General features: G+C 58.4%; 7 protein-coding genes. 3 read left to right on the top strand and 4 right to left on the bottom strand.

All coding sequences use genetic code 11. The features are described 5' to 3' along the window. The first annotated feature begins 7 nt into the window (after positions 1 to 7). The 3 genes from guaB to AC3WMT_RS19010 all read left to right on the top strand — a co-directional run bounded on the left by guaB (position 8) and on the right by AC3WMT_RS19010 (position 3,655). Positions 8 to 1,477 (top strand): IMP dehydrogenase, encoded by a 1,470-nt coding sequence (gene guaB, locus AC3WMT_RS19020; protein WP_085709413.1) that lies wholly within the window; start codon positions 8 to 10, stop codon positions 1,475 to 1,477. Positions 1,478 to 1,576: 99 nt separating this feature from the next. Beyond that, positions 1,577 to 3,154, top strand: coding sequence for a glutamine-hydrolyzing GMP synthase (gene guaA / locus AC3WMT_RS19015; protein WP_103304553.1), 1,578 nt, complete (start codon positions 1,577 to 1,579; stop codon positions 3,152 to 3,154). Between the two features lie 162 nt (positions 3,155 to 3,316). Beyond that, the gene (locus tag AC3WMT_RS19010; RefSeq protein ID WP_103304554.1) at positions 3,317 to 3,655 is read left to right on the top strand and encodes a hypothetical protein; all 339 of its coding nucleotides are present in this window, start codon (positions 3,317 to 3,319) and stop codon (positions 3,653 to 3,655) included. A 121-nt stretch (positions 3,656 to 3,776) separates the two neighbouring features. On the opposite strand, the gene AC3WMT_RS19005 is transcribed toward AC3WMT_RS19010, so the two are convergent. The 4 genes from AC3WMT_RS19005 to treR all read right to left on the bottom strand — a co-directional run bounded on the left by AC3WMT_RS19005 (position 3,777) and on the right by treR (position 13,335). Further along, complete coding sequence (locus AC3WMT_RS19005) at positions 3,777 to 5,849, bottom strand: TerD family protein (protein ID WP_103304555.1); 2,073 nt, start codon at positions 5,847 to 5,849, stop codon at positions 3,777 to 3,779. A 346-nt stretch (positions 5,850 to 6,195) separates the two neighbouring features. Then, on the bottom strand, positions 6,196 to 9,339 hold the full coding sequence (locus AC3WMT_RS19000) for a membrane-targeted effector domain-containing toxin (RefSeq protein ID WP_103304556.1): 3,144 nt from the start codon (positions 9,337 to 9,339) through the stop codon (positions 6,196 to 6,198). 94 nt (positions 9,340 to 9,433) lie between these two features. Then, positions 9,434 to 12,529, bottom strand: coding sequence for a membrane-targeted effector domain-containing toxin (locus AC3WMT_RS18995; RefSeq protein WP_103304557.1), 3,096 nt, complete (start codon positions 12,527 to 12,529; stop codon positions 9,434 to 9,436). Positions 12,530 to 12,630: 101 nt separating this feature from the next. Continuing rightward, on the bottom strand, positions 12,631 to 13,335 hold the full coding sequence (gene treR, locus AC3WMT_RS18990) for a trehalose operon repressor (protein WP_103304558.1): 705 nt from the start codon (positions 13,333 to 13,335) through the stop codon (positions 12,631 to 12,633). Positions 13,336 to 13,480: the final 145 nt, after the last annotated feature.

Here is a 13,480-nt window from a genome sequence, read left to right as displayed (position 1 = left end):
CCCCGCGATGCTGCGTATCAGCCAAGAAGCTCTGACATTCGACGACATTCTCCTAGTGCCTGGTTATTCCGAGGTGCTTCCTAACGAAGTCAGTCTCAAGACCCGCCTTACCCGTGGCATCGAGCTGAACATTCCTCTGGTTTCTGCTGCAATGGACACCGTCACTGAAGCCCGTCTGGCAATCGCCATGGCTCAGGAAGGTGGCATCGGCATTATCCACAAGAACATGACCATCGAGCAGCAAGCTGCCGAAGTTCGCAAGGTCAAGAAGTTCGAAGCCGGCGTCGTCAAGGATCCGATCACCATCGAGGCTGACGCCACGGTTCGTGATCTGTTCGAATTGACCCGCATGCACAACATTTCCGGCGTTCCGGTACTGCACGATGGCGACCTGGTCGGCATCGTCACTTCCCGTGACGTGCGTTTCGAAACCCGTCTGGAAGCCACCGTACGTGAAGTGATGACGCCTAAAGAGCGTCTGGTCACCGTACGCGAAGGCGCCAACAAGAACGAAGTCCGCGAGTTGCTGCACAAGCACCGTCTGGAAAAAGTTCTGATCGTCGACGACAAGTTTGCCCTCAAAGGCATGATGACCGTCAAAGACATCGAAAAAGCCAAAGCCTACCCGCTGGCCAGCAAGGACGATCAAGGTCGTCTGCGCGTTGGCGCTGCCGTCGGCACCGGTAAAGACACCGGTGATCGCGTCGCAGCCCTGGTCAATGCCGGTGTGGACGTGGTGGTGGTCGACACCGCGCACGGTCACTCCAAAGGCGTGATCGACCGCGTTCGCTGGGTCAAAGAGAATTTCCCTGAAGTGCAGGTGATCGGCGGCAACATCGCCACCGGCGCCGCTGCCAAGGCTCTGGCCGAAGCGGGCGCCGACGCAGTCAAGGTCGGTATCGGCCCTGGCTCGATCTGCACCACCCGTATCGTCGCCGGTGTCGGCGTTCCGCAAATCAGTGCCATCGCCAACGTTGCCGCTGCCCTCGAAGGCACTGGCGTTCCGTTGATCGCCGACGGCGGTATCCGTTTCTCCGGTGACCTGTCCAAGGCCATCGTAGCCGGTGCTTCCTGCGTGATGATGGGCTCGATGTTCGCCGGTACTGAAGAAGCACCGGGCGAAATCGAACTGTTCCAGGGCCGTTCGTACAAGGCTTATCGCGGCATGGGTTCGCTGGGCGCCATGTCCCAGGCTCAAGGTTCTTCCGACCGTTACTTCCAGGACTCCTCGGCCGGTGCCGAGAAACTCGTTCCGGAAGGCATCGAAGGCCGTGTGCCTTACAAAGGCACCCTGAGCGCGATCATTCACCAGTTGATGGGCGGTCTGCGTTCCTCGATGGGTTACACCGGCAGCGCCAACATCGAAGAGATGCGCACCAAGCCTGAATTCGTGCGGATCACCGGCGCCGGCATGGCCGAATCCCACGTGCACGACGTGCAGATCACCAAAGAAGCGCCAAACTACCGCGTAGGTTGAGCCTTCAAGCAACAAGCTAAGCAACCGGGGCTGTTTTATTCAGCCCCGAGTTGTTTCTGAATCACGACTGTTTCTGAATGACTTAGACGAGACTGAATCATGGCCCTCGATATTCACGCTCACCGCATCCTGATCCTCGACTTCGGCTCGCAATACACCCAACTGATCGCCCGCCGCGTGCGCGAGATCGGTGTGTACTGCGAACTGCACCCGTTCGACATGGACGAAGATGCGATCCGCGAATTCGCTCCAAAAGGCGTCATCCTCGCCGGCGGCCCAGAGTCCGTACACGAAGCCAACAGCCCGCGCTGCCCGCAGGCCGTGTTTGACCTGGGCGTTCCGGTCTTCGGTATCTGCTACGGCATGCAGACCATGGCCGAGCAACTGGGCGGCAAGGTTGAAGGTTCCGAACTGCGTGAGTTCGGTTACGCCCGTGTTGACGTGGTCGGCAAGAGCCGTCTGCTCGACGGCATCGAAGACCACATCGACGCCGACGGCCTGTTCGGCCTCGACGTGTGGATGAGCCACGGTGACAAAGTCACCAGGATGCCGGAAGACTTCCACATCCTCGCCAGCACCCCGAGCTGCCCGATCGCCGGCATGTTCAACGACGAGCGTGCTTACTACGGCGTGCAGTTCCACCCGGAAGTGACCCACACCAAACAGGGCGGTCGCATCCTGTCGCGTTTCGTTCTCGACATCTGCGGCTGTGAAGCCCTGTGGACTCCATCGAAAATCGCTGAAGACGCCATCGCCAACATCCGCGCCCAGGTCGGCACCGACAACGTGCTGCTGGGTCTGTCCGGCGGCGTTGACTCCTCGGTGGTTGCGGCGCTGCTGCACAAAGCCATTGGCGACCAACTGACCTGCGTGTTCGTCGACAACGGCCTGCTGCGTCTGCACGAAGGCGAGCAAGTGATGGCCATGTTCGCCGAGAACATGGGCGTCAAAGTCATTCGCGCCAACGCTGAAGAGCAGTTCCTCAACAACCTGGCCGGCGAAGCCGATCCAGAGAAGAAGCGCAAGATCATCGGTCGCACCTTCATCGACGTCTTCGATGCCCAGTCCAACAAACTGGAAAACATCAAGTACCTCGCTCAGGGCACCATCTACCCGGACGTGATCGAGTCGGCTGGCGCGAAAAGCGGCAAGGCGCACGTGATCAAGTCGCACCACAACGTGGGCGGCCTGCCGGAAGAGATGAACCTGAAACTGGTCGAGCCACTGCGCGAGCTGTTCAAGGACGAAGTCCGTCGTCTGGGCCTGGAACTGGGCCTGCCGTACGACATGGTCTACCGTCACCCGTTCCCGGGTCCGGGCCTGGGCGTACGTATCCTCGGTGAAGTGAAAAAGGAATACGCCGACCTGCTGCGTCGTGCCGACCACATCTTCATCGAAGAACTGCGCAAAGCCGACTGGTACCACAAAGTCAGCCAGGCCTTCGTGGTGTTCCAGCCAGTGAAATCGGTTGGCGTGGTGGGCGATGGCCGTCGTTACGCCTGGGTCGTGGCCCTGCGTGCCGTGGAAACCATCGACTTCATGACCGCACGTTGGGCACACCTGCCTTACGAACTGCTGGAAACCGTATCCGGCCGCATCATCAATGAAATCGAAGGTATCTCCCGCGTCACTTATGACGTGTCGAGCAAGCCGCCGGCGACCATTGAGTGGGAATAATGTCACCGGCCTGAGGGCCGATTGACTGAAATAAAAAACCGTCTGGCGTTCGCGTCAGGCGGTTTTTTTTTGAGTTCACCGTGTGCAATCGAAGTGGGTACTAGCACACCTGTACTATAGCTACGCGTATTTCATCGCCCTAAGCTACAGGCAACTTCTGTTGTGGGTTGGACCGCCATCGTTCGTGGCAAAACCACTAAAAACCAGATATCTCAGATGTTTGGCCCGCCGATGCAGGAACAGGCCGACTCGGACACCATGACTAACTGGACGTACGTAAAAAGCGAAGAAGGGCTGGAGAAGTACGTGAATCTTGCCCACCGATTCGTCTCGCCGGAAACCAGCGGTGCTATTGGTACAGCGACGTCACACGTGGCCAATGCGCAGGGCACGATGAATGAAGTGACCAGCGTAACCACCGGCAAGACCACCGCCCAAGGGATCAATTTGAGGATTTTTTTCGAGAACGATATCGTCCAGAATTATTCTGTTTCGCGTTGATTACGCCTACGGATCTTCGCCAATGCCAGTCAGTTTTACTGACTGGCATTTTTGTTTCCGGGCGCAAAGCACCTTGGCAAGACTCGTCGCGCTAAATTGATCGCGAAGACTGGAGTCGTTACTAAAGAAACTGCGATCGAATCACGTCTGTATCGAACGGCGTTGTCCCTTGATCAGGCGCAAAAACCATCTGTGCCTGCTGCGGCGAAGCCACGCGTTCCCCTCGTGCTCGTACATGTAAATCGAACAGAGTCTCCAGATCCGGCCGTGGCGTATGCACCAAAGCCCGCAGCATCAACGATACCCCGCTGAGATTGTTGCCGACGTTGTTCCACCGTGGAGATGAAGTGAGCCCCAGATCGGCCCAGATCATGCGTCGTTCCTGAAGGTCCATCACGAATGGCAGACAGATCACTGTGTCGGACGCGATATCGATACGGTCGAACACGGTTCGCGGCTCGTACACTTCACCCGACGCAGTGTCAGTGCGGGCCATCCAGCCAGCGAAGCATTCCGGGAGATCACAGTACGGCTGCTCGGTGTATGAATTGATGGACGTGACGACATAACGGATGCCCTGCTCGACGAGCACGTTGATGTCGAGATCGATAAATTCCGAAGCCCCGTCGGGCGCATCGACGATGTCGCCGCTGTGGTAACCGCCGTAGCCCTTCAGGTTGTAGTACGCGACCGTATCCTTGAACACGAAGTCGGCATCGAAAAATGCGGCGGACAAGTCGATGTCCGTGCGTTCGCGGCCATTCTTCCACCACAGAAACAGGCGAATGAATCGTGTGTCAGGCACAGGCAACCGACTGCCCCGCACAAGTGTACGTAGTGACTTCGATGAAGCGCGCTGCGCCAGCGGCACCTTGTATTCACGTAATGCTGGATCGATGAAACAGCGACCTAATGGCGGCAGGGAGGCAAAACGCTGTACGAGTGCGTTCTCGCAGATACGGGCAGCACGCGCCAACGTTTCAGGTGTGAGAGGTTCGCGTCGATCCTTGATGGCAAAGACTTTGGCGAATGAACCTTTCGGGGTGAACGCCCGCAGGGGCAGAGGGCGCGGTGCACGTAACTGGGCCAGCAACTGCAGCAGAACGGGTGAGGAAACGTGTGCCGCAACGGCCTCGAACGCGTCGAGTACCGATTCGGTTTCCGTCGCGCGGCGCAGGGTCACGTCAAGCCTTCGTGCGAACTCGCCAGGACGGCTTTGTAGTATTGGCACAAGCGTGGTGATGTCACGCTGGGCCAGCATTGTTTCGACACGTGAATTAAATGTGGCGGGCGGTTCGTTACGACGCGCTGCCGTGATGGCGGCCAGCGCTCGTGGGTACTTCTCGGCGTAGTCGCCCGGATGCAGTACTTCAGCCAGGCGTTTCCAGCGCTCAGCATGGCGCATCACGTCTTCTACAGCGTCGGGAATGTTATCGAGCAGGCGCAAAAACAGGCGACGCATCGAGCGCTTCATCGCTTTGAAACGTGTCGAAGCGGTCGCCAGCGACACGTCTCCGCCACTCAACGCGACCGCCAGTCGTAGCACGTCAGTTGCCGTTTCGACGTTTCGCTGCAGAAATGTGTCGACCCGAGCATCGCTGGCGACATGCAGGATCAATGCCCCGCCAACCAGTGCACGGATCTCCCGGAAGGGGATGGTCTCGGGCAGCAGATGGAATACATCGCTTTTGTACTCGCGGATAAACCAGACGACATCGGCCGTCTCCTCTTCGGAGAGCGAGGTGCGCGATGAAACCAGTGGCTCAAGCAGTGACTCGAACTCAGAGACGCTTCCGGATTCGATCACCCAAGGTATGAAGTTGCCTTCAAGCAGGGGAGGTCGAGAGTGTTCAGTCGGTGGTAAACGCCGAAGCGTGAGGTAGTGCATGACGGCGTTCAGGTACAGCTCTGCCTCTGGGGCCTGCAGAACCTGCTCTGGAAAGTCAGGATAAAACGGCCGGTGGTGCACATGAGCGCCAGCCCGGCGCCGAAGCATTCCGATAATGTCGCGCAGCCAGTGCTTGAGTTCTGCGGGTGACAGCCCGCCGATTTGCTCAATCAGAGACTCCGAGAGTACGCATCGGAACGCCGCGATTTCCTGGATGGCCGACGCGACATGAGCACGCGTGGCACCGCCAGTGCCCATCGGGACGTGAACTTTGCTGCGGCGACGCAGGAACAGCTCCTGATTCATCCTTGATTTTCTCCTTTGGTCGCCGTCGTGAACGAGCAGCAGCATTGTGTCTACAGCAGATATGAAAACGCCTGCAAGCAGCAGGCGCAGTGTGGAGAGCGAAACCCCTAGGTCATAGGAGGTTTAGAAGGAAGGTGTTCCATAGCCACGGACGCATTCTACGGGAGGTTGTTCCCGTTTGTCAGGTTGCTCTGCGCCCCGACACGAACGGGGGCTGAGGGCCTGACAAGCCACCAGCGGACCATTGAACGGCAATGATCGCGCTGAACTTGCCTGCTTGCTTCAAGTGGCTGAAACCCCCGGCCCAGGCCGGATTTGGGGCATTTCAATCGCTTGCGAAAACCCTTCAGTCGGGTAGGCGACTTTGTAGTTTCAGGCCTATTTCTATCAGGCGCTGCGATAACGCTGAGATATCAGGAAACAATACGCCACTGATGCGTGGCATTGATTGAAGCCAGAGGTAGGCTTGGCCGTCCAGCGTCCGATTCACGGGGGTTCGCACAATGCTGCCTGTGCTGTTGCGACGCACGAGTGTGTAATTGCCTTGCGACTTCTCGATCAAGTACATGCCATTGCGATGCAGCAGGCGGTCCAGTGTTTCGTCAGTCCATGTCACCGGCGGTGCGTCGATTTGCAGGCGCAAGTCAGCGTGCAGGTAATCGAACGAGTCGCGCGTCGATGCCCCGTTGTCAAAGGGGCCGCGAGCGACTTTGATTCCCGGGTCGATGCTGACGCCCGGATCTTCTCCGGGAAAGGCTTCTTCAATCCGCAAACCGATGCCGCCTTTGAGCTCGCTGATGCCCGGCAGATTTCTGAAGTTATTGGTGTTCTGCGCATCGACCAGGGCGATCCATTTGTCTGGGCGATTGAGGATTTCGTCGCCCCACATGATTTTGGACGTCATGCGAGCGCGCATCATCTGCTCTTCAATCGAGGTGAGCGGCACCTTCATTTTGTAACTCGCCGCACAATCGAGACTTTGAACCCGGACGCCATTTGCCTGGGCAGACTTGACCAGTTCGAGCATGTTGAACGATTCGTTCGGATCGGTTCCGAGGCTGGTCAGATAAATCCGCAGATCCTCTGACATCTGACCGGACGTGTGGAAGCTGTTCAGGTCTGACTGGGCGAAATCACTCAGCAGGTCACGCACGTAGAGCGTCGTGGCGTGGCGCGCCAGCGCAGGCATGTTTTCGATCATGAAGCGCATGCTGGTGATGCGATCCAGGGTTTCTCCCACCACCAGACCTTTGGTTTTTTCAAAAATGCGATCAATCAATGCATCGGTCGTCATTGAGTGACTGACCTCGGGCAGAATCGGGCGTGCGGGCAGATTGGACCAGTTCAGTGCTGAGTAATACTCTCTGGCTTCGTTCAGGAGCAATGTGCGTTGGTGGTCGAAATGCAGGGTATACAGATCGTTCACAGACAAATTGCGTCTGGCCTCGCGAACCGCATCGGCGGAATCGTCAGGCAAGTTCATCGCCCACTTTCTCAGCCTGGCCATGTCCAGCCCCAAAACATCATAGAGGGTGGTCACAAGGCGTAGCGGACGGGCGGTTGCCGGGACGGGTTCGACCAATGGCAGCTCCGGCGATGGTGTTGATGGGGTGGGCGGGTTTGATGAGATGGTCGACGAGTGCGGATCAAAGTACGAATGGCACGCCGTACCCAGACATTGACCGCCGCCATTGAGTCGCAGCGCCAGCATGCGCTCCCACCGGCCGGCGGCACTATAGCGGACCGGCAATGAGCCGACGAACTGATTGGCGCGCTCAGGGTCGACGATAGCCCAGTGGCCACTGTCCTCGGAGGTGTCGAAATAACGTACGTAGTAGGGCTTGCCATCGAGATCAATGGCATAGGGCGGTTCGCCATCGAGGCGGTAAATGCCCTGAAATTTCCCTGACTGCGTTTCTGCGCTGTAGCGATCAAGCAACTCATTGCATAGATAGCGGGCCGGAACCTTCGGTACCGTTGGGGTTTGCGGCGCAGTGGGAGCGAGGACTACGGGCGAAGTGGGGGTTGTTTCGCTGGCAATGTCGTTTGCCATCTCGACAACATCTTTATCCGCCACCACAACCTGCGCCTGATCCTGGGTTGGCAGGAAAGGTTCGTCAGCCGAGGTGAACTCGATCAACCCGGCCATCTCTTGCGCTTCGGCAAATTCAACCTGTGGCCCCACTTCCAGATGCGCCCCGGTGCCGATCAGAAACGGCACGTTGAACAGCGCTTCTATGCCATTGAGCACCGCGCCAAGGGTACCGGCCTTGCGCTCGGCGGGCGTCCTTCCGTTGACCGCTCTGTCGATGTTCAGTCCCATGTTGGCAATGCCGGCGCCAATAACCGGCAACGCCAACGGCCAGCCCACGGTGGCCATCGGGCCGAACACCTTGAGTCCGGCACTCAAATAACCGATCCAGAGCTTTTTGCGCAGCTCAGCATTGGACGTCAGTAACAGACTGGCTTCCTCGGACATCGAATGGCGGGCGCAAATGCGTAGCCAGGTGAACGCATCACGACCAATTTCAAGGTTGGTCTTGTTGATCAGGTAATGATCGGAATGACCCCAGGTGCTGACCAGACGATTCATCAGGTCGGTGAAGTTCTGGTTGATGGCGTGACGGTCTGCGAAAGAGAAATGGTTGAGAAAAATCTTGCAGCGCGTCTCGTCGTTCAATTGTTCAAGCACCCACCAGTGCAGCGCCGCTTCGTTCTCCAGCACTTGAAAGGCCTGGGCTTCGCCTGGCAGATAAAGTGTTTGCCGCCCGCTATCTTCAACAAAGCGCAGGATATTGACGGCGATGTGACCGTCGATATCCAGCGCGCGCACCTCACTGCCGACAGGGTAAGAGGACTGCAGCATTTGCTGGGTGACGGGCCAGGTGACGGGACCGCACACCGAGTTGATCACGCGTTGAAAATCAGTGCCGTCGAGGTGACCTTTTTGCAGCGCGTTCACCGCCAGGCTGAGAAAACTGCACTTGGCCAGCGTGCGGAAATTGTCCGCTGAGTTCTGCCAGAACGTGCTCAGTTGACGGGTGTAGCGCGCGCTGAAATCGATGTTCCAGAACGCCTTCAGAACATCGCTGCCCAGCAGCTTCACTTCATTGCTCTGATTGAAGGCTTCGGCCTGCGGCCCGTCCGTGTAAAAGCCGCCGTACAGGCTCAGCAGGTCTGCATTGTCCTGATCGGTGACACGAAAGCGATGGATCACCAATTGTGTGAGGGTCAACGATTCGTATGGTTTTTCCAGTGTGTGTTCCCAACCGGTAAATGTCAGAGCGCTGCTTTGCGCCGTCCTGAATCGGTGGAAATAGACATGGTCCGGATCGTTGCCCGAAAGTCCTTTGTCCGTCAGTAGCTCACTGGCGACTTCGCGGGCCGCGTCCAGCAGACTGGGACAGGTTTGTACGACGGTGGTAGCGATGGCCTTGAGGCTGGCCTTGTCTGCTGCGTTCGGCAGCAGACGGCGTTCGGGTGCGTTCATGCAGTTCTTCATCCATGAGGAAACGAAGATCGAGCATGTCCCATCGGCTCACGGGCCATGCACTATCCCTGTATTTTTCCTTTGCGGTGCGGATTCAGTCCGGCAGTCGGCTCTGCAACGTCAGCCCCATCTCGGTCAGACGATGAGACATGTCCTCGATGCTGGCAAAGCTGACATCGTTCACCAGCGGCCAAGCCGGCCGGTGCAGGGAAACCCGTCCATCGGCCAGACGCGTCACAGGTGTATGCGCGAGCATTCCTGACTTGCTGCGGTGCAGCACGGTGAAGCTATCGCCGACTTTTCTGAACAGGTACATGCCACGTCGGTGCAGCAGGTTTTCCAGCGTCTGCTCATTCCAGTTCACCGGTTCGCTCGGCATGCGCAGGCGTAAATCGGCGCGAAGCACATCGTCATTGCCCCGCGCGGCAGCCCCATTGGCAAACGGCCCCCGGTTCACGTCGATACCCGGATCGATGTCGATTTCCATGGCGTCCACTGCGCCGACTTCCTCGATGCGCAAACCGATGCCGCCCTTTATCTCACTGAGGCCGGTCAGCCCCCTGAGGGTGTTGGTGTTCTGCGCGCCGGTCAGTACGATCCATTTTTTCGGGCTGTTGAGGTAGGTATCGCCGGTCATGATGTCGCTCGCCAGATACGTGCCGATCATTTGCTCGTCAAAGGGCGACAGTGGAGTCTTCATCTTGTAGCTCGCTGCACAGTCGATTCCCTGGACCCGAACGCCGTTTTCCCTGGCCACTTTGACCAGTTCCAGTGCATTGAAGCGTCCCGTCGGATCGGTGCCCAGGCTGCTCAGGTAGGTTTGCAGATCGGCCGACAGGTTGCCGGTTGTGAAATAGCGGTTCAGTTCCACCTGCGCGAAATCACTGAGGATGCCGCGCATGTAGAGGGTTTTTGCGTGTCGAGCCAGCGCCGGCATGTTCTCAATCAGGAAGCGCATGCTGGTGATGCGATCTAGGGTTTCTCCCACCACCAGCCCGACGGCGGATTCAAAGAGGCGGTCGATAAGCTCGGAAAGGCTGATCTGCGCATTGATCGCGGGAATGGGAGCGCGAAACGGTGGAGTGATCCACGGCAGTGAACTGAAAAATCTTTTCGCGGCGGTTTGCAGCGCAATGCGCTTGTTGACGGCGTACAGCTCAAAAGGGTCAGTCATGCCGAAGGCACCGTCGGCGTCGGGCACCAGTTGAGCGTGGGTTTCGTTCAGATTCAGTGCCCAGGCTCTTATCGAACGGCGTACCGTCGGCTCGATGTCGAAGGCAGACGTCACAATGCGCACCGGACGTGATACCGGGCTGGGCAATTCGACCTCTGTTTGCGCGGGCGCTTCGGGGGCTGGCGGTTCCTGAGGGGCGAGCGCAAGGTCGGGCGCGCACGGTTTGCCCGCGCATTGGCCGCCGCCCCGCAAGCGCAGGGCCTGCATCCGCTCCCACTGGCCCTCGGCGTTCAGGCGAACAGGCAATGAGTGGACAAATTGATTGGGCCTGTCCGGATCAACGATGGCCCAGTAGCCGCCCTCGTCGGTGTCGCCGAAATAGCGCACGTAGTATGGGTTGTCATCCAGATGGATGGCGTAGGGCGGATCGCTATCCAGGCGAAAGATCCCCTGAAATTGCCCGGGCTCGCGTTGCACATCGAGCCCGTCGAGCAGCTCGTTGCACAGGTATTTGTCAGGTATGGGCGGTGGTGCAGCGCTCTCGGTCGGCGGCAACCAAGATGTTTCCAGCGGCGGCGCAATCACGTCTGGCTCGACCGCAACCTCGCTTTCCTGCCGTTCGACCAGCGGATCCGGCACCTCCACTGCTGCAGCCGGCTCGTTCAGTCCGGCCATTTCTGCGGCCTCCACTGCATCCACCTCGACACCCACCTCCAGCATCGGGCCGGTGCCTTTGAGAAATGGAATGTTGAACAGTGCATCAATGCCGCTCAACACGGCACCCAGCACGCCGGCCTTGCGTTCGCTGGAGGTTTTGCCGTTGACCGCCTGATCGATGTTCAGCCCCATGCTGGCAATGCTGGCGCCAATCACCGGCAGCGCGAGCGGCCAGCCGACGGCGGCCATCGGGCCAAATACCTTGAGGCCGGCGCTCAAGTAACCGATCCACAGTTTTTTGCGCAGATCGCCATTGGACGTCAGCGTCAGGCTGGCTTCGGCAAACATGGCGCTGCGGGTCGAGTCGCACAGCCAACTGAAGGCGTCGCCGCTGATTACGGCGTTGGTTTTATTGATCAGATGATGATCGGAGTGTCCCCACGTGCTGACCAACCGATTCATCAGATCGGTGATGTTCGTCGTCATGTGCTGACGGTCGGCGAGTGCAAAGTGACTGAAGAAAGCCTGGCGCCGGGGCTCCAGGTTCATCTGCTCAAGCACCCACCCATGCATGTCCGCCGCGGTTTCCTGTACGACGAACGCCACCGTTTCACCCGGCAGATAGACCATCTCCCGGCCTGTGGTACTGACGATGCGCAGAAGGTTGGTCGCCATATGCCCGTCGATATCGAAGGCGCGCACGCCACTGTCTGGTGTGTGGGTTGATTGCAACGTGGCCAGCGTCACTGGCCAGGTAACAGGCCCCATAACGGCGCTGACGATCCACTGGAAATCCGTGCCGCTCAATTGCTCGAGTTCAAGTGCCTGCACGGCACGGCTGAGGAAGTTACACCTGGCTAACGTGCGGAAATCATCGGTGTGAGTGTTCCAGAACGTAGTCAGTGTGTCGTTGTAACGCGAGCTGAAATCGATGTCCCAGAAGGCGTTGAGCACTTCGTTGCCATGCAGGCGAACTTCATTGCTGTGGTCGAAATCTTCGGTCTCGGGCCCGTCCGAATAGAACCCAGCGTAAAGATCCAGCAGGTCGGCGTTGTCGACGTCGGTGGCGCGAAAGCGATGGATCACCAATTGTGTGAGGGTCATCGATTCGTAGGGTTTTTCGCGGATATGTTCCCAGCCGGTAAACGACTGGCTGCTGCTCTGGGCCGCTTTGAATCGATGGAAGTAAACCCGGTCCGGATCGGTGTCTGGCAGGCCTTTGAGCTCAAGCAGCTCGCGGGCGACTTGATAGGCCGCGTCGTGCAGGCTGGGGCAGGTTTGCACGACCGTCGCGGCGATGAGCTTGAGGGCGGCGTTGTCCGCTGCGTTGGGCAGAGGACGTGTTTCGGGGGCGTTCATGCTTTCTCCATCCTTGAGAAACGAAAGCCGAGCATGGCTGATTCGCCCCGGGAGAGTGCACTACATGGATACCGCACATCGGCGGTCGAAACGTGCCGGGGTCAGCGCCGGGCTACGTCGGAGAAGTAGAACTTGTCGAGGGTGTGGCGCGACTCGGTGTACTCGAACTGCCGGCCGTCCTGCAGAAACGTCTGGTTGCTGACCACGATCACATGGCTCTGCCCGTCGAGGTCCAGGTGCAGCAGGTCATCCTTGCTGCGTGGCACGGCTTCGATGGTGCGTTGGGCATAGGCGATCTGCAGCAGCAGGGTTTGTTCGATGTAGGCGTAGATCGACTGCTCGGCGATGTCGCGAGACAGGTCGGGAATCACCTCGGTGACGAAGTGGTTGATGTCGAGAATCACCCGTTTGCCGTCGATTCGTCGCACGCGCTTGACGCGGGTAATCAGGCTACCGGGCTCGGCATCGATGTGTTCGAGCAGGGCGCCTTCGAGCGGGATCTGGGCCAACTCGACGACTTCGGTGCTGACGTCATTGCCCAGCCGTGGATAGGTTTCCTGAAAACTGACGATGCCGCCGAGCTGGAATTCGATCGGGTTGGTCGAAAGAACGAACGTGCCTTTGCCATGAATCTTCTGCGCAAAACCACGCTCCTGAAGTAGCTCGATCGCCTTGCGCACGGTGCCCCGGCTGGCTTGATAGCTGTCCATCAGTTCGGTTTCGGACGGCAGTCGCGCGCCGCGTTCGAGGCGTTCAGTGGTGATACTGGCCAGCAGATCGCTATAGATCTGGTTGTATTTGCTCATGGATAGGCTCTGTGCCGGCTGTGCTCAAAGCCTCGAACCTTAAGGGCAGGGTAGGGCTTTGTCCATGTGGTGGATGGAAATCGCCTTAGGTTCGGGTAGGAAAATTCGCTGACGGTCTGGCGGCAATAGGCAAAAACAAACTCGT

The organism is Pseudomonas sp. FW305-7 (genome assembly GCF_058786735.1).
This window is presented reverse-complemented; position numbering and strand designations above follow the sequence as displayed.

Bases quoted from the DNA above. Each gene is read 5' to 3' on its own strand.
- guaA (WP_103304553.1), top strand. From the start codon at position 1,577: ATGGCCCTCGATATTCACGCTCACCGCATCCTGATCCTCGACTTCGGC.
- guaB (WP_085709413.1), top strand. From the start codon at position 8: ATGCTGCGTATCAGCCAAGAAGCTCTGACATTCGACGACATTCTCCTA.
- treR (WP_103304558.1), bottom strand. From the start codon at position 13,335: ATGAGCAAATACAACCAGATCTATAGCGATCTGCTGGCCAGTATCACC.
- AC3WMT_RS19005 (WP_103304555.1), bottom strand. From the start codon at position 5,849: ATGAATCAGGAGCTGTTCCTGCGTCGCCGCAGCAAAGTTCACGTCCCG.
- AC3WMT_RS18995 (WP_103304557.1), bottom strand. From the start codon at position 12,529: ATGAACGCCCCCGAAACACGTCCTCTGCCCAACGCAGCGGACAACGCC.
- AC3WMT_RS19000 (WP_103304556.1), bottom strand. From the start codon at position 9,339: ATGAACGCACCCGAACGCCGTCTGCTGCCGAACGCAGCAGACAAGGCC.